This window comes from Streptomyces anthophorae (assembly GCF_049310305.1).
Taxonomy (GTDB): Bacteria; Actinomycetota; Actinomycetes; order Streptomycetales; family Streptomycetaceae; genus Streptomyces.
On sequence record NZ_JBLWQQ010000001.1, the window covers coordinates 314,536 to 329,587 of the forward strand.

At 71.0% G+C, this 15,052-nt stretch carries 17 protein-coding genes; 9 read left to right on the plus strand and 8 right to left on the minus strand.

Annotated elements, in window-relative coordinates:
• Window positions 1-25: 25 nt before the first annotated feature.
• Window positions 26-829, minus strand: a complete 804-nt coding sequence (locus ACNYS0_RS01345) for an enoyl-CoA hydratase-related protein (RefSeq protein ID WP_422470747.1) — start codon at window positions 827-829, stop codon at window positions 26-28.
• A complete protein-coding gene (locus tag ACNYS0_RS01350; RefSeq protein WP_422470748.1) occupies window positions 826-2,229 on the minus strand; it encodes an MFS transporter in 1,404 nt (467 codons plus the stop codon). The genes ACNYS0_RS01345 and ACNYS0_RS01350 overlap by 4 nt, the downstream gene beginning before the upstream one ends.
• A 160-nt stretch (window positions 2,230-2,389) precedes the next feature.
• Here ACNYS0_RS01350 and ACNYS0_RS01355 point away from each other — a divergent pair, with 160 nt between their 5' ends.
• Both ACNYS0_RS01355 and ACNYS0_RS01360 read left to right on the plus strand, forming a co-directional pair.
• Window positions 2,390-3,331 (plus strand): alpha/beta fold hydrolase, encoded by a 942-nt coding sequence (locus ACNYS0_RS01355; RefSeq protein ID WP_422470749.1) that lies wholly within the window; start codon window positions 2,390-2,392, stop codon window positions 3,329-3,331.
• Between the two features lie 81 nt (window positions 3,332-3,412).
• Window positions 3,413-4,081 carry a TetR/AcrR family transcriptional regulator gene (locus tag ACNYS0_RS01360; RefSeq protein WP_422470750.1) on the plus strand — a complete coding sequence of 223 codons (669 nt, stop codon included), beginning with the start codon at window positions 3,413-3,415 and terminating at the stop codon, window positions 4,079-4,081.
• Here ACNYS0_RS01360 and ACNYS0_RS01365 read toward each other — a convergent pair.
• Window positions 4,039-4,641: a PadR family transcriptional regulator gene (locus tag ACNYS0_RS01365; protein ID WP_422470751.1), complete on the minus strand. Its 603-nt coding sequence runs from the start codon at window positions 4,639-4,641 to the stop codon at window positions 4,039-4,041. The genes ACNYS0_RS01360 and ACNYS0_RS01365 overlap by 43 nt on opposite strands.
• A 92-nt stretch (window positions 4,642-4,733) precedes the next feature.
• On the opposite strand from ACNYS0_RS01365, the gene ACNYS0_RS01370 reads away from it, so the two are divergent.
• The 3 genes from ACNYS0_RS01370 (at window position 4,734) to ACNYS0_RS01380 (ending at window position 8,180) form a co-directional block, all read left to right on the plus strand.
• Window positions 4,734-5,135, plus strand: a complete 402-nt coding sequence (locus ACNYS0_RS01370) for a nuclear transport factor 2 family protein (RefSeq protein ID WP_422470752.1) — start codon at window positions 4,734-4,736, stop codon at window positions 5,133-5,135.
• 176 nt (window positions 5,136-5,311) lie between these two features.
• On the plus strand, window positions 5,312-7,657 hold the full coding sequence (locus ACNYS0_RS01375; RefSeq protein ID WP_422470753.1) for a molybdopterin cofactor-binding domain-containing protein: 2,346 nt from the start codon (window positions 5,312-5,314) through the stop codon (window positions 7,655-7,657).
• 46 nt (window positions 7,658-7,703) lie between these two features.
• Window positions 7,704-8,180: a (2Fe-2S)-binding protein gene (locus tag ACNYS0_RS01380; RefSeq protein ID WP_422470754.1), complete on the plus strand. Its 477-nt coding sequence runs from the start codon at window positions 7,704-7,706 to the stop codon at window positions 8,178-8,180.
• A gap of 39 nt (window positions 8,181-8,219) precedes the next feature.
• Here the strand turns inward: ACNYS0_RS01380 and ACNYS0_RS01385 are convergent, their stop codons facing one another.
• Window positions 8,220-8,618, minus strand: coding sequence for a Zn-ribbon domain-containing OB-fold protein (locus tag ACNYS0_RS01385; protein ID WP_422482408.1), 399 nt, complete (start codon window positions 8,616-8,618; stop codon window positions 8,220-8,222).
• 166 nt (window positions 8,619-8,784) lie between these two features.
• Complete coding sequence (locus ACNYS0_RS01390; protein WP_422470755.1) at window positions 8,785-9,504, minus strand: TetR family transcriptional regulator; 720 nt, start codon at window positions 9,502-9,504, stop codon at window positions 8,785-8,787.
• A gap of 127 nt (window positions 9,505-9,631) precedes the next feature.
• On the opposite strand from ACNYS0_RS01390, the gene ACNYS0_RS01395 reads away from it, so the two are divergent.
• Window positions 9,632-10,420: an electron transfer flavoprotein subunit beta/FixA family protein gene (locus ACNYS0_RS01395; RefSeq protein WP_422470756.1), complete on the plus strand. Its 789-nt coding sequence runs from the start codon at window positions 9,632-9,634 to the stop codon at window positions 10,418-10,420.
• Between the two features lie 41 nt (window positions 10,421-10,461).
• Complete coding sequence (locus ACNYS0_RS01400) at window positions 10,462-11,424, plus strand: electron transfer flavoprotein subunit alpha/FixB family protein (RefSeq protein WP_422470757.1); 963 nt, start codon at window positions 10,462-10,464, stop codon at window positions 11,422-11,424.
• A 35-nt stretch (window positions 11,425-11,459) separates the two neighbouring features.
• On the opposite strand, the gene ACNYS0_RS01405 is transcribed toward ACNYS0_RS01400, so the two are convergent.
• Both ACNYS0_RS01405 and ACNYS0_RS01410 read right to left on the minus strand, forming a co-directional pair.
• On the minus strand, window positions 11,460-12,029 hold the full coding sequence (locus tag ACNYS0_RS01405) for a hypothetical protein (RefSeq protein WP_422470758.1): 570 nt from the start codon (window positions 12,027-12,029) through the stop codon (window positions 11,460-11,462).
• 162 nt (window positions 12,030-12,191) lie between these two features.
• Window positions 12,192-12,650 (minus strand): cyclic nucleotide-binding domain-containing protein, encoded by a 459-nt coding sequence (locus ACNYS0_RS01410; protein WP_422412205.1) that lies wholly within the window; start codon window positions 12,648-12,650, stop codon window positions 12,192-12,194.
• A 225-nt stretch (window positions 12,651-12,875) separates the two neighbouring features.
• Here ACNYS0_RS01410 and ACNYS0_RS01415 point away from each other — a divergent pair, with 225 nt between their 5' ends.
• Together ACNYS0_RS01415 and ACNYS0_RS01420 are read left to right on the plus strand one after the other, a co-directional pair.
• The gene (locus tag ACNYS0_RS01415) at window positions 12,876-14,006 is read left to right on the plus strand and encodes a D-alanyl-D-alanine carboxypeptidase family protein (protein ID WP_422470759.1); all 1,131 of its coding nucleotides are present in this window, start codon (window positions 12,876-12,878) and stop codon (window positions 14,004-14,006) included.
• Window positions 14,006-14,653 (plus strand): class F sortase, encoded by a 648-nt coding sequence (locus tag ACNYS0_RS01420; protein WP_422470760.1) that lies wholly within the window; start codon window positions 14,006-14,008, stop codon window positions 14,651-14,653. Before ACNYS0_RS01415 ends, ACNYS0_RS01420 begins: the two co-directional genes overlap by 1 nt.
• Window positions 14,654-14,680: 27 nt before the next feature.
• Here the strand turns inward: ACNYS0_RS01420 and ACNYS0_RS01425 are convergent, their stop codons facing one another.
• Complete coding sequence (locus ACNYS0_RS01425) at window positions 14,681-15,049, minus strand: ArsR/SmtB family transcription factor (RefSeq protein ID WP_422470761.1); 369 nt, start codon at window positions 15,047-15,049, stop codon at window positions 14,681-14,683.
• Between the last annotated feature and the right edge of the window lie 3 nt (window positions 15,050-15,052).

Here is a 15,052-nt window from a genome sequence, read left to right on the forward strand (position 1 = left end):
CGCGCCGGGCCACCGCGACATCGGGTCAGGCCGGCCCCAGGGGCCGAAACCCCGGCTCCCGCCCCTCCAAGTAGCTCCGCACCCCCTCCACCGCATCGGCCCGCCCGAACGACTCCTCCATCAGCGCCTCCGCCCTCCGCGCCGCCCCCTCGAAGTCCGTCTCGAACGCCTCGCGGAGCTGCTGCTTCATCACACTCATCGATGTCGGCGACGACCAGGTCGCCAGCTCCGTGGCGTAGGCGACCGCCTCGTCGAGCAGCGCGTCCCGCTCGACGACCCGGTTCACGAGCCCCATCTCGTACGCCTCCGTGCCGCGCACCACCCGCCCCGAGAACAGCAGGTCCGCCGCCCGCGCGGGCCCGACGAGCCGGGGCAGCAGCCACGCGATCCCGTACTCGGCGATCAGCCCGCGCCGCGCGAACGACGTCGTGAACTTCGCGTCGGGTGTGCTGAACCGGATGTCGAAGTACAGCGCCTCGACGAGGCCGAGCCCCGCCGCCGCCCCGTTGATCGCGCCGATCAGCGGCTTGCGCAGGCTCAGCGGGAACCAGCGGGGCCGGTCCCTCTTCGGCCGCTCCTCGCGCTCCGCGTCGGCGGAGCCGATCCGCTCCAGCTCGGCCATGTCGGCGCCCGCGCAGAACCCGCGGCCCGCCCCGGTCACGACGATCGCGCGCACCTCGGGGTCGGCCTCCGCCTCGTCGAGGAGCGCGAAGTAGCGGTCCTCCAGCTCGTTGGTCCAGGCGTTGAGCCGGTCGGGGCGGTTGAGGGTCACCACGGTCACGGCGCCGCGCCGCTCGGCGTACGCCAGGTCCTGATCGGTGGTCGTCACGTTCCGGCTCCTTCCGCGGCGGCCGGAGCCCCCGGCACCGCTGTCGGGTCCTCGCGCACCTCGCGCGGGTTGGTCTCGCGCAGGACCCAGGCGCAGCCGAAGGTGAGCAGGCCCATCACCGCGACGAACACGGACACCCAGGTGGTGCCGCCGGTGCCGCCGATGATCGCGGTCATGATGAGCGGGGTGCCCCCGCTGATGGTGAGGGCGGCGAGCTGGTAGGCGAGGGAGGCGCCGGAGTAGCGCACGCGCGGCTCGAAGAGTTCACCGATGTACGCGGCGAGCGGTCCGTACGTGAGGGACTGGCCGAATCCACCGATCAGGACGGCGACGCCGAGCCACAGCAGGGACCCGGTGTTGACCAGCCAGAAGTAGGGGAACGCCCACAGCACGATGATGGCGGCCCCGACGAGCACGGCGGGCCTGCGTCCGACCCGGTCGGACAGCCATCCCGCCCACAGGACGAACACGGCGCCGACGGCGGTCACCGGGAGTGCGACCAGGAGGATGGAGTCCTTGTCGAGGCCGAGGTGTTCGGCGGCGTAGCTGATGACGCCCGCGATGCTGATGTAGAAGAGGCAGTTGGTGCCGGCGAGGAGTCCGGCCGCGAGCAGCACGGTGCGCCACTTGGTGCGCATGACCTCGACGACGGGCGCCCGGGCGACCTTCTCCTTCTCGTTCTTCGCGGCGGCCTGCTCGGCCATGGCCCGGAACTCGGGCGAGTCCTCGACCTTGTTCTGCACGTACATCACGACGGGCAGCAGCACGGCGCTCACCAGGAACGGGATGCGCCATCCCCAGCTCATGAACGCCTCGTCCGAGGTGACCGCACTCGCGAGGAGGAAGACGCCGTTGCCGAGGAACACACCGAGCGAGACACCCATCTGTCCGAAGGTGCCCGCGTATCCCTTGCGTTTGGGTGACGCGGACTCGGTGAGCAGCAGCGCGATGCCGCCCCACTGGGCGCCGCAGGCGAGGCCCTGCACGAAGCGGAGCATCACCAGGAGCAGCGGCGCGGCGGCGCCCAGGACCCCGGCGCCCGGAAGACAGCCGATGAGGAACGTACAGGCGCCCATCAGTGCCATGGACAGGACGACCATCGCCTTGCGGCCGTGCCGGTCGCCGAGGTGTCCCGCGACGACTCCGCCGATCGGCCGGGCGACGAAGCCCGCCCAGAACGTGCTGAACGACAGCAGGGTGCCGGTCAGCGCCGTGGAGTCGGGGAAGAAGACCTGCGGGAAGACCAGCGCGGCGGCCGTCCCGTAGAGAAAGAAGTCGTACCACTCGATGGAACTTCCGATGAGTCCGGCGGCAAGTAGCTTGCCCGAGGCGCGCGCCGGAGCTGTTCCGGCGGCTGCCTGCTCGGAGCCTTTTCTGGGCTGTGCGGTGGGCGGATTCACGTGCGGGGCTCCTCCGTCGTCCGGACATGTCACGACCGCTGTGGCCTGCGGCCGCCCCCCTGTATATTTGAACCCAACGTCAACTTCAATACCTTGAACATGCCCTTGAACAGGGACTGTTCAAGTTGTCACCCGGTGCCGAGTTCGAGGAGTTGCCCAGATGACCACCCCCGCCCCCGTGACCGAGTGGAAGCGCGTGGCCGCACGGCAGGTCGAGGTGAACGGGATCTCGCTGCGCGTCTTCGAGCACGGTCCCGCCGATTCCGAGAAGCCACTGGTGGTGCTCTGCCACGGCTTTCCCGAGCTGGCCTTCTCGTGGCGCCATCAGGTGCTCGCGCTCGGTGCGGCGGGGTACCGGGTGCTCGCGCCGGACATGCGGGGGTTCGGCGGCAGCTCACGACCTGACGACGTCGACGCGTACGACACGCTCACGGTCTGCGCGGACCTTGTCGGGCTGCTCGATGCCGTGGACGCGGACGACGCGGTGTTCGTGGGGCACGACTGGGGCGCGCAGGTGGTGTGGCAGATGGCGCTCGCACACCCGGAGCGGGTGCGCGCAGTGGTCGGGATGAGTGTGCCGGTGACTCCCCGCTCCCCCGTGGCGCCCCTGCCCGTCATGCAGCGGCGGCTCGGCGACGCCTTCTACATGGTGTGGTTCCAGGAGCCGGGTGTCGCCGATCGCGCCCTCGCGCGGAACGTGCGCAGGACACTGGTGACGCGGGAGATCTGGTCGGCCGAGTGGGCGGAGCGTCCGGACGAGAAGTTCCCGCCGCCGCCGTGGCTGAGCGACGAGGAACTCGCCTACTACGTCGAGGAGTTCGAGCGCACCGGTTTCACCGGCGGCCTCAACTACTACCGGAACCTGGACCGCACCTGGGAGCTGACCGAGCACCTCGCCGGACGCACCATCGACTGCCCCTCGCTCTTCGTCACCGGGTCCGCCGATCCGGTGGGCCGGTTCATGCCCGCCGACCGGCTCGAGGAGGTGCTGACCGATCTGCGCGGGAGCGTCGTGCTCGACGGGGCGGGGCACTGGATCCAGCAGGAGCGGGCCGGTGCGGTCAGCGCCGCTCTTCTCGAGTTCCTCGCCGGTGTCGGCTGATACGATCCGCAGCCACCGGTGGGTGCACACCCTCTGACGGATGCGCGTCCACCAGTGGAAACACGAACGGAGGGACCCGCGTTGGCTGCCCATGCCCCGGCCGCAGACGGCGGACAGAAGCAACCCATCACACCACGCAGCGCCCGCGGCGTCCGCACGCGCAACGCGCTGGTCGTCGCCGCCCGTGAGGTGTTCGAGCGCGACGGGTATCTCGACGCCCGGATCACTGACATCTCCAAGGCCGCGCATGTCGCGTCCGGCTCGTTCTACACGTACTTCAACAGCAAGGAAGAGATCTTCCAGGCGCTCGTCGCGCAGGTGCAGGAGGAGATGCTCCATCCGCATCTGCGCGAACGCACCGGCATCACCGATCCGCGCGAGATGATCGACGCGTCGAACCGCGAATATCTGCGCGCCTACAAGAAGAACGCCCGCCTCATGGCGCTCTTCGAGCAGGTCGCCCAGGTCGACGAGACGTTCAAGCAGTTGCGCATCGAGCGGGGCAACGCGTTCGCGCGCCGCAACGCCAAGCTGATCCGTTCCCTTCAGGACTCCGGCGCGGCCGACCCGGCCCTCGACCCGCTGGTGACGGCGCACGCCCTGTCGGTCATGGTGAGCCGCATGGCGTACCTGGTGTTCGTCCTCGGCCAGCGCATCCCGTACGAGAAGCTGGTGACGACGCTCAACAAGATCTGGGAGAACGGGCTTCAGCTCAAGGAGCCCGAGCCCTCCGGGGACCCGGAGGGCTGAGCGGCGCGGGCGGCGCGCCGCTCCAGGATCTCCAGGACGCGCCGCCCCCAGCGCAGGTTCTCCTCCTCGAAGGAGATGCCGCGCAGCAGTGTCAGATAGGGGCCGATCCGCTCCCCTTCGGCGAGGAAGTCGTCCTCGTCCCGTTCGCCGAGCAGGTGCCGCCGCACCCGCTCGTAGCGGGCGAGTTTTCCGCGCGCCCAGTCCATGCGCTCCTCGATGTGCGCCCGGACGGCATCGAGCTCGCCGATGTCGAGGGCCTGCACCTTCACCATGAGTTCGTCGCGCAGCGCGAGCGGCTTGGGCTGCCGCCGCGTGAACGCCGCGAGGTCGGCGCGGCCGGCCTCGGACAGCGTGAACATCCGCTTGTTCGGCCTGCGCTCCTGCGACACCACTCGGGCGTCGATCAGCCCGTCGGCCGTCAGCCGCTCCAGCTCGCGGTAGAGCTGCTGGGGCGTCGCCGCCCAGAAGTTCGACACCGAGACGTCGAAGATCTTCGCCAGGTCGTACCCGGAGGCCTCGCCCTCAAGCAGTGCGGACAGGACGGCGTACTTGAGCGACATATGGACACCATACAGCGATGCGATTACTGTCACCCGCACCTATTCAATTTGTTGCCTATGAAGTCGATGGGCGAGGAACCGAGGTGGCACCCATGCATCCCTTCCGTGCGGCCGTGGAGAAGGACGATCTCGACGCGGTCGAGGCCTTGCTGGCCGAGAACGTCGTCTTCACCAGCCCCGTCGTGTTCAAGCCCTACCCGGGCAAGGCGATCACCGCGGCGATCCTGCGCGGTGTCACCCGCGTCTTCGAGGACTTCCGCTACGTGCGGGAGATCGGCGACCCCGACGGGCGCGACCACGTGCTCGTCTTCGAGGCGCGGGTCGGCGACCGGAAGATCACCGGCGCCGACTTCCTGCACTTCGACGAGGACGGCCTGATCGACGACTTCATGGTGATGGTGCGCCCGCTGTCGGCCGCGCAGGCGCTGTCCGAGGCGATGGGCGCGCAGTTCGACCGGATCGCCCAGGAGGCGTCCGGGGCCGACGGGTCCTGAGCGGCATTCGCGGCAAGTGTGACGGTCCTGTGGACCAGCGGCGAGGAACATGCCGTGTCCATGTCGGCCGCGCGGGCGGCGTGCCAGGCTCCGCCGTGGTGCCGGGCCGATCCCGCCCGCGGGCCTGATCCCAACGACAGGCCCTAGCGTCCGCCCGCGTTCCGGAGGACCGCCTTATGGCCGAGCAGAGTCGCTCACCTCAGCACGACGAACCGTCGACGTCCGCCGCACCGGGTCGGCGCAGAGTCCTCGCCTATCTGCTGGCCGCGCCCACGCTGGCCGTGGGCGCCCGGTTCGCCCTGGACTCCGCGGCCCCCGCCGAGGCCGAGGCGGCGGTGCCCTCGCCGGCGCAGCCCGAGGAGCTCTTCGACCTCGGTGACATGCAGAACCTCGCGGCGGCGCCGACCTCGGGCCTGATCACCGTCCGGGTGCACGAGGACGGCACCGCCTCGTTCGCGGTCCCGCGGGCCGAGGTCGGGCAGGGGATGACGACCGCGGTGGCGATGATGATCGCGGAGGAGTTGGACCTGCCGCTCGACGCGGTACGGGTCTCCCTGGCCGACGCCCGACCCGAGTTGCTGATGAACCAGCTCACCGGCGGCTCCAACTCGATGCGCAGCATCTACCGCCCCGTACGCACCGCCGCCGCCATCGCCCGGCAACAGCTCATCGCGACGGCCGCGCGGCAGTGGGGCGTCGCGGTCTCCGAACTGACCGCACAGGAAGGCGTCGTCTCCTACGGCTCCGGTTCCTCGGCCAAGCGCGCCGCGTACGGCTCCCTCGCGAAGGCGGCGGCGAGTGCGCGGTCGCTGCGCGTGGCGGCGGCGCCGCTGAAGGAGCGGTCCGAGTTCAAGGTGCTCGGCACACCACAGAACCGTGTCGACGCGCTGGAGGCCGTCACCGGGCGCAAGAAGTTCGGCATGGACTACGCGGTGCCCGGCGCCAAGCCCGCCATGGTGCGCAGGGCGCCGACGCTCGGCGGGACCGTGCGGGCCGTGCGCAACGCGGACACCGTGCGGCGGATGCCCGGCATCACGGACGTGGCGGAGCTGAAGCACGGTGTCGCGGTGCGCGGGGACACCTTCGGCCAATGCATCGACGCGCTGCGGGAGTTGGACGTCGAGTGGGGACCGGGCGACGTCGACGGCGAGTCCGACGACTCGGTGGAGCGCAAGCTCAAGGCGGCCACTCCCCCGATGATCGTGCCGCCGGTCCTGACGAAGAAGCTCGACGCCGAGTTCACCTTCGCGTTCGCCAGCAACAGCCCGCTGGAACCGGACAACGCCATCGCCGACGTGCGCGACGGGAAGGCCGAGATCTGGTCGAGCCTCAAGGTCCCGATCGTCGCCCAGCGCGACATCGCGACGCGACTCGGCCTGCCGCAGAGCGCCGTGACGGTGCACGTGGTGGAGGGCGGCGGCTCCTTCGGCCGGCACCTGTTCCACGACGTCGCGGCCGAGGCGGCGGAGATCTCGCAGAAGATGGGCAAGCCGGTCAAGCTGTCCTGGTCGCGCACCGACAGCTTCCGGCACGGCCGCGCCCACCCGATGTCCGTCTCGCGGGTGCGCGCCACGTACACCGGCAAGGAAGTCCTCAGCTACGAGCAGCGGCACGCCAGTTCGCAGACCGACTTCGGGCACGGGCTCGGCGAGATGATCACGTCGACGGCGGCGAAGCTGCCCGTGGCGGGCAATCTCACCTTCGCCGAGACCGTCTTCACGCTCACACAGACGACCCCGTACAACTTCGGTGTCGTCACGCAGCTGCTCAGCGAGGTGCCGCTCAAGTTCGCGACCGGCAGCATGCGCAACATCTACTCGCCGAACGTGGCGTGCGCGCGCGAGCTGATGGTCGACGAGCTGGCGCGGAAGACGGGCCGGGACCCGGTGGAGTTCCGGCGCTCGTTCCTCAAGGAGGAGCGGCTGCGGGCCGTGCTCGACAAGGCGGCCGAGGAGGGCGAGTGGGGCCGGTCGCTGCCCGATGGTGTGGCACAGGGAATCGCCCTGCACACCGAGTACCGGGGCGCCGTCGCGATCCTCGTCGAGATCGACTGCCGGCCGGAGACCGTGGGCCGCAAGGTCAGGGACGGGGTGACGGGGCCACGGGTCACCAAGGCGCTGATCGTGGTGGACGCCGGGTTCGCGATCAACCCGCGGGGCCTGGGCGCGCAGATGATGGGCTGCTTCAACGACGGCCTCGCCATGGCCCTCACCTCCAGCCTGCACATCGAGGACGGTCTCCCGCTGGAGGGCAGCTGGGACAACTACTTCTACACGCGGCAGTGGAACACCCCGCCCGAGCTCCGGGTGATCGTGATGCCGAACACCGGCGAAAAACCTTCGGGCGCTGGGGAGTTGGGCGTCGCGCCCGCCTTCGCCGCCGTCGCGTGTGCCTACGCACGGGCGACCGGAAAGCTGCCGACGCGCTTCCCCATCGACCACGCGGAGCTCGCGTTCGAGCCGCTGCCGCGCGAGCCGTCGACACCGCAGTCACCGACGGACGGGCTCGACCGGGCGTACTGACGCCGGATTCGCTTTTCCCCGACTACCGAGGAGACCTGATATCCCGATGCCGCGCCACACTTTCACGCTGAACGGCGAGCGGATCACCGTCGAGGCCGAGGACGACGTACGGCTGCTGTGGGTCCTGCGCGATCTGCTCGGCGTCACCGGACCCAAGTACGGCTGCGGGATCGGCGTCTGCCAGGCCTGTACGTCGCACATCAACGGCAAGGCCTTCAACCCGTGTTCGGTGCCGGTGTCACGGATCGGCCCGGACGACGAGGTGACGACGATCGAGGGGCTGCCAGGCACCGTCGGCCGTGAGCTGCACCCGATGCAGGAGGCCTGGCTGGAACGGGACGTGGCGCAGTGCGGCTACTGCCAGCCGGGCCAGATCATGGCCGCGGTGGCCACCGTGCGCCAGGTGCGGGAGGAGGGCCGCGAGATAACGGAGGCGGACCTCGACGCGATCCGCAACGTGTGTCGCTGCGGGACGTACAACCGGATCCGTGAGGCGATCAAGTCGGGGGCGCGGGCCATGTGAGGCGGCCCGCGCGGCCGGGACCGGTTCGGGGCGCCGGGGTCAGCGCAGGTCGTAGTCGACGGTGAAGTCGTCGTCGAGCTCGAAGAAGACCTCGCCGGAGTCGGCGGCCGCGTTCGCCACCGGGCGCACGGTGGCGCCGAGCCACACCATGTGCGGTGCGGTGCCCACGATGCGGCAGGGCACGATGAAGTCCTCGGGGAAGCGGACCAGCGCCTCGTTGCGCGCGACGCCGGTGCCGCGGTGGACGACGCGGGACTGGACCACGACGCCGGGGCCCGCGCTGTGCTCGGTCTTCAGCTCGCTCGACGCGCAGACCGGACACAGCAGCCGCCGGAAGGACGGGGTGCGACACCAGCGACAGCGCTGGTAGGGGAACCCCTCTTCGGCCTCCGCACCGTCCGGGGCGCCCTTGACGCCCTCGCCACCCTTCGGCGCCATGACACCGATGCCGCTCGTGAACGTCCCTGACATCACTGACATCCTTCGGCCTCCCGCACTCGCCGGCGCGCGCCGGGCGGCAGTGCCTCGACGCCCTCTCAGCGTATGACACTCAGTGCCAGCCGGTAAAGACACTGAGTACCATCAAGTTGCTTCGGGCTCCGTTTCACTCGTCCCGCAGGGCCGATTCCACCCGCTGGATGACCCGCCACATCGGGGCCCCCTTGGTCGCCACCATCACGACGACGTCCTCCTGTTGGGGCGCGGGCGCACCCGCGCCGGCGGCCCCTTCCCCCCACGTCCGCCGCACGAGCCGCAGCGCGCGGTCGACCGCGTCCTCGGCGTCGCCCTCGCCGCCCGAACGCAGCCAGGAGCGCAGGCCGTTGTTGTGGGCGGCGACGACGGAAGCGGCCACCACCTCGGCCCGCAGCGAACCGTCGGCGGCATCGGCCCAGCGCCGGCGCAGATACCCGGCGAGCATGCGCTCGTAGCGCCGCACGACGGACAGCTCGTAGGTACGCAGCCCCGGCACCTCACGGGTCAACTTGTAGCGCTGCACGGAGAATTCGGGGTTGGTGGAGTAGACGCGCAGCACCAGGCACGCGGCGTCGCACACCACGTCCACGGCATCGCTCTCGTCGCTCGCGGCATCGAGGAATGCCGTCATGTCGGCGAGGCAGCTCTCATGGTCCGGGAAGACCGCGTCCTCCTTGGACGGGAAGTAGCGGAAGAACGACCGTCGCCCCACCCCGGCCCGCGCCACGATGTCGTCCACGGTCGTCCGCTCGAACCCGCGCTCCGTGAACAGCTGGAACGCCGCCTCGGCCAGTACCTCCCGCATGGGTGCCTTCTTCTGTGACCCGTTGACCTCGCGCGCCTCGCTCATGCCGGGAACGTAACACCGGACGCCCCCTTCTGGCACTAGGTGCCTTTACAGAGGGAACTGAGTGCCATACGTTGGCGGAAGTAGTTGGACGACTGCAGTAGGGCAGCAGGGCAGTGGAGGAGTCGGCGTGAGCTTGAGGATCGTTGTCACCGTGAAGTACGTGCCGGACGCCACGGGCGACCGGGGTTTCGCCGATGACCTGACGTTGGACCGTGACGATGTCGACGGTCTGCTGTCGGAGCTGGACGAGTACGCGGTGGAGCAGGCGCTCCAGATTTCCGAGAACTCGGACGACGACGTGGAGGTCACGGTCCTGACCGTGGGCCCCGAGGACGCCAAGGACGCGCTGCGCAAGGCGCTGTCGATGGGTGCGGACAAGGCGATCCACGTGGAGGACGACGACCTGCACGGCACGGACGCGATCGGCACCTCGCTGGTGCTGGCGAAGGCGATCGAGAAGGCCGGGTTCGACCTGGTGGTCTCCGGTATGGCCTCCACGGACGGCACCGCGGGCATCGTGCCGGCGCTGGTCGCCGAGCGCCTCGGGGTGCCGCAGGTGACGCTCCTGTCCGAGGTCGCCGTGGCCGACGGCAAGGTGACCGGGCGCCGGGACGGGGACACCGCCTCCGAGCAGCTCGAGGCCGCTCTTCCGGCCGTGGTGTCGGTGACGGACCAGTCGGGCGAGGCCCGCTACCCCTCCTTCAAGGGGATCATGGCGGCGAAGAAGAAGCCGGTCGAGGCGTGGGACCTGGAGGACCTGGACATCGAGGCCGAGCAGGTCGGCCTGGAGGGTGCCTGGACGAAGGTCGCCTCCGCGGACGAGCGTCCGGCGCGCACCGCGGGCACGATCGTCAAGGACGAGGGCGAGGGCGGCAAGCAGCTCGCCGAGTTCCTCGCGGGCCAGAAGTTCATCTAGTGACCAAGTCGCTCACTCGTCACGGAAGTTGGAACATCCCCATGGCTGAAGTTCTGGTCTTTGTCGACCACGTGGACGGTGCCGTCCGCAAGCCCACCCTGGAGCTGCTGACCCTGGCCCGCCGCATCGGCGACCCGGTCGCCGTCGCCCTCGGGAACGGTGCCGGTGACACGGCGGCCGCGCTGGCCGAGCACGGCGCCGTCAAGGTCCTCACGCACGAGGCCGCCGAGTACGCCGACTACCTGGTCGTGCCGAAGGTGGACGCGCTGCAGGCCGCCTACGAGCAGGTCTCCCCGGCCGCCGTGCTGGTGCCCTCGTCCGCGGAGGGCAAGGAGATCGCCGCCCGTCTCGCGCTGCGCATCAAGTCGGGCATCATCACCGACGCGGTGGACCTGGAGGCCGGTGACGGCGCCCCGGTGGCCACCCAGTCGGTGTTCGCCGCCTCCTGCACCACCAAGTCGACGGTCACCACCGGCACGCCGGTGATCACCGTCAAGCCCAACTCCGCGCCGGTCGAGGCGGCCCCGGCCGCCGGCGCCGTCGAGGCCCTGGCCGTCACCTTCTCGGACGGCGCGACCGGCACGAAGGTCACCGCGCGCACCCCGCGCGAGTCGACCGGGCGTCCGGACCTGACCGAGGCCGCGATCGTGGTCTCCGGCGGCCGCGGCGTCAACGGTGCCGAGAACTTCTCCGTCATCGAGGCGCTCGCCGACTCGCTGGGGGCGGCCGTGGGTGCCTCGCGCGCCGCGGTGGACGCGGGCTGGTACCCGCACTCCAACCAGGTCGGCCAGACCGGCAAGTCCGTCTCGCCGCAGCTGTACATCGCCTCCGGCATCTCGGGTGCGATCCAGCACCGCGCGGGCATGCAGACCTCGAAGACGATCGTCGCGATCAACAAGGACGCGGAGGCGCCGATCTTCGACCTCGTCGACTACGGCGTCGTCGGCGACCTCTTCGACGTCGTCCCCGCCCTGACCGAAGAGGTCAAGACCCGCAAGGGTTAAGGGAGTTCCAGACCACGCCGCGCCCGGGAAGACCCTCATGTCTCCTGGGCGCGGCGGCGTGCGTAGTGCCCGGCCGCGCCGAGCGCGCCCGCGATGAGGACCCCGCCCAGGGCGAGTTGCGCGACGCTCAGCGTGCCCAGCGAGCCGCCGTCCCCGGCCTTGACGCCGCCCAGTTCGGTGCCGCCCCGCCCCGACACGGTGAGCGTCTGCCGGACCTCGGTGCCGCTCTCACAGGTCACGGTGATCGGGAAGGTTCCGGACCTGGCCCCCGTCGGCACCTTGAACTGGCCCGTGACCGAACCCTCCTGCGTCGCCGTCTGCAAGGGGAACTCGCCCGCTCCGAGACTGTCGGCGTCCCCCGTCGCGGTCCGGTCCTCGCCGCAGGCGCTCGTGTTCGCCGTGACGCTCGCGCCCGGCCCCGGGTCGGCGGGCACGAGTTCCAGCGTTCCCGAGGTGTCGTCGACCGGCGGGCTCTCGGTCCACGAGGTGTCGGTGTCCCAGGGGTCGTCATCCGCCGCCCAGGCCGTCGCGGGGCACGTCAGCGCCCCGAGGGCGAGTGCGGCCGCGGCGACGGCGGCGGTCGGCCAGGACGCGGTGCGGCCCATGCGGATCCTCTCGGCGGGCCCGGGGGACGGACCACGGATGTGCGGATGCTCCGCACCGATCCCACCGCGTGGAGGCGCCCACCGCCTGTCGAGGCGTCGAGTCGGGTGACACCGACGCCCCCCCCCGCAGGACCACAGAACCGCGGGAGGCGCCTCGAGCGCCTAGAGCGCCTGGATGCGCCCGTGCGTCCGATGCGCCTCGACCAGCTTGACCCGCGCCGATTCGAGCCGGTGCGCCATCACCTCGGCCACGGCGTGCAGCACCGCCACGCCGAGCCGTGGCTCCTGCTCGCACAGCGTCCGGACGGACGCGCCGTCGAACTCGTAGGCCCGCACCGGGCTGAACGCCTCCGCGCCGAAGTCCCACTCGTACGGCTCGAACAGCCAGGACCAGCCCAGCAGGTCACCGGGTCCGAGCGGGTCGATGGGCAGCAGCGCGCGGTCGGAGACGCGGACGTCGAGGGTGACCATCCCGGTCCGGATGATCCAGAACCGGTCCGCCCGGTCCCCCTCCTCGAAGATCCGGGTGTCCTGCGCGAACGAGACCTCTTTCGCCAGGGGCATCAACCGGTCACGGTCCGCGTGCGAGAGCCGGTTCAGGAGTCGTGTCTGGGCCGTCATGGCGGCCACCTCCACCGTCGTGTCATTCCAGCGTACGTACGTCACGTTCGTGGCCCGCCCGGCTCGGCGGGGAGGATCACGGCCGCCCCGGGCGGAGCGGCCGTCACCCGAACAGCGTATTTCCGGGCCGCACCACGCGCACCTCGTGGCGGGCGTCCCCCTTGTGCGGAGGCCGTATGGCGTACGTGGAGCGCGGTTGCGCCGAGCCGGTCCTACGTTTCCGGCATGGCGTCAATCTTCCGCTTTCGCCCTGCCCTGAGCAGGGCCGTTGTCACGTGCGGCGTGTGTGCGGCGGTGTCCGTCGGCACCGCCGTCGGCCCGGCCGTCGCCGAGCCTCCGGTGCCCGACCCGCCCGCGCTGCCCTCATCCCTGTCCGCGCTGTCGTGGGAGGTCATGGACGCGCGCACCGGTGACGTCCTCGCCGCGAAGGCGCCGCACCGCAGGCTGCCGCCCGCGAGCACGCTCAAGACCCTGTTCGCCCTCACCGTGCTGCCGAAGCTGCGCCAGGACGAGGTGCACCGGGCGACGTACGGGGATCTCTCCGACGTCTCCGAGGGCAGCAGCCTCGTCGGGGTCGACGAGGGGCAGCGCTACACGGTCGCCGACCTGTGGCGCGGGGTGTTCCTCAGCTCGGGCAACGACGCCGTGCACACGCTCGCCCACATGAACGGCGGCGTCTCCCGCACGGTCGCGCAGATGCAGGGGACCGCCCGCCGGATCGGCGCCCGCGACACCCAGGTCCGCTCCCCCGACGGCTACGACACACGCGGCCAGTTCTCGTCGGCCCACGATCTGGCGCTGATCGCCCGGGAGGGCCTCAAGAACCACGACTTCCGGCGCTACATGGCCACGAAGTGGGCGCGCTTCCCGGCGGCCGGCGGGAAGAAGGCGTTCGGCATCGAGAACACCAACCGGCTTTTGGTGGGCTCGCACGGGGTGAAGCCGTATCCGGGGTTGATCGGCGTCAAGAACGGTTACACGTCGAAGGCAGGTTGCACCCTGGTCTCCGCCGCGAGTCACGAGGGGCGCACGGTCCTGGTGACCGTCATGAACCCGCAGGCCGAGGACTTCAACGCGGTTTACGAGGAGAGCCGCGCGCTGCTCGACTGGGGCGCGGAGGCGGCGCCGTTGCACGCACGGCAGGTGGCGGCGGCCCAGCCCCCGTCGGCTCCGCAGCAGCTGGCGGCGGCCGCACCGGCGCCCCCGCCCGCCACGGGCGCCGAGGTGACGGCCGACACGTCGGGCGGCCTCGGCCGCCACCTCGGCGCGGCGGCCGGGCTGCTCGGCATGGCTGCCGTGCCGGTACTCCTCGGCAGGCGGCTGCGCCGACGACGGCAGCAGAGCGGGGCGCGCTGATGCCTGCGATAGCCGGGTCCCCTCCTGTGACGCAGCGCCGCCGTCCCACGTGGTCCTTCCTCGCGGCGACGCTGCTCGCCGGGGTGCTGCTCGTACACCACGGGCTGTCCGGTGACGGGCCGCCGCAGCCAGAACCCGGCGCGGCGAAGCTCGGCACCAGCACGCCGCCCGCCGACCCGCTGCCCGCCGCGACGCCGCAGCGCATCCGCATCCCCGAGATCGGCGTGAACGCGCCGCTGACACGCGTCGGCCGGGACCCGGAGGGCTGGCTGGACGCGCCGCCGCCGGACAAGGCGAATCTGGCGGGCTGGTTCCCGGGCGCGGTCACGCCCGGGGAGCGTGGCACGGCGGTCGTCGACGGGCACGTCGACAACGCGAAGGGCCGCGCCGTCTTCTACGGCCTGGGCGCGCTCAAGAAGGGCGAGCACATCGAGATCGACCGAGCCGACGGGAAGACGGCCGTGTTCGAGATCCACGGCATCGACGTCGTCGACAAGAAGCACTTCCCGTCCCGCCGGGTCTACGGCGGCACCGGCCTGCCCGAACTCCGCGTCATCACCTGTGGCGGCACGTACAGCAAGAGCACCGGGTACGCGGGCAACGTCGTGCTGTACGGACTGCTCACCTCGGTCCGCGACCGTACGTGACGCAGCACGCCCCCAGCCGGGTCCCGCTCAGTCGTGCGGGGCCTCTCCGGTCACCCGGTGGTCGGCGTGGCTCAACGCCTCCGTCACCAGGCGCCGCAGGTGCCCGTCGGTGAGGCGGTAGTGCATGTGCCGGCCCTCGCGGCGCGCCTCGACGAGGCCCGCGAGCCGCAGCTTCGCCAGGTGCTGGCTGACGGCCGTGCGCGAGGCCGCGACCTGATCGGCGAGGGAGCCCACGTCCGACTCCTCCAGGGCGAGCAGCCACAGCACGTGCAGCCGGGTCGCGTCCGACAGCAGGGCGAACACCCGGGTCGCCTCGGCGAGTCGGGCGGCGTCGGGCTCGCGCGGGTGCGCGACGGCCGCGTGAGCCGCGGTGGGGGTCGGATCGCTTGCGGACATGGC

Coding starts and splice junctions, on each gene's coding strand:
- ACNYS0_RS01355 (WP_422470749.1), top strand. CDS start 2,390: ATGACCACCCCCGCCCCCGTGACCGAGTGGAAGCGCGTGGCCGCACGG.
- ACNYS0_RS01365 (WP_422470751.1), bottom strand. CDS start 4,641: ATGTCGCTCAAGTACGCCGTCCTGTCCGCACTGCTTGAGGGCGAGGCC.
- ACNYS0_RS01370 (WP_422470752.1), top strand. CDS start 4,734: ATGCATCCCTTCCGTGCGGCCGTGGAGAAGGACGATCTCGACGCGGTC.
- ACNYS0_RS01375 (WP_422470753.1), top strand. CDS start 5,312: ATGGCCGAGCAGAGTCGCTCACCTCAGCACGACGAACCGTCGACGTCC.
- ACNYS0_RS01380 (WP_422470754.1), top strand. CDS start 7,704: ATGCCGCGCCACACTTTCACGCTGAACGGCGAGCGGATCACCGTCGAG.
- ACNYS0_RS01385 (WP_422482408.1), bottom strand. CDS start 8,618: ATGGCGCCGAAGGGTGGCGAGGGCGTCAAGGGCGCCCCGGACGGTGCG.
- ACNYS0_RS01390 (WP_422470755.1), bottom strand. CDS start 9,504: ATGAGCGAGGCGCGCGAGGTCAACGGGTCACAGAAGAAGGCACCCATG.
- ACNYS0_RS01400 (WP_422470757.1), top strand. CDS start 10,462: ATGGCTGAAGTTCTGGTCTTTGTCGACCACGTGGACGGTGCCGTCCGC.
- ACNYS0_RS01405 (WP_422470758.1), bottom strand. CDS start 12,029: ATGGGCCGCACCGCGTCCTGGCCGACCGCCGCCGTCGCCGCGGCCGCA.
- ACNYS0_RS01410 (WP_422412205.1), bottom strand. CDS start 12,650: ATGACGGCCCAGACACGACTCCTGAACCGGCTCTCGCACGCGGACCGT.
- ACNYS0_RS01415 (WP_422470759.1), top strand. CDS start 12,876: ATGGCGTCAATCTTCCGCTTTCGCCCTGCCCTGAGCAGGGCCGTTGTC.
- ACNYS0_RS01420 (WP_422470760.1), top strand. CDS start 14,006: ATGCCTGCGATAGCCGGGTCCCCTCCTGTGACGCAGCGCCGCCGTCCC.
- ACNYS0_RS01425 (WP_422470761.1), bottom strand. CDS start 15,049: ATGTCCGCAAGCGATCCGACCCCCACCGCGGCTCACGCGGCCGTCGCG.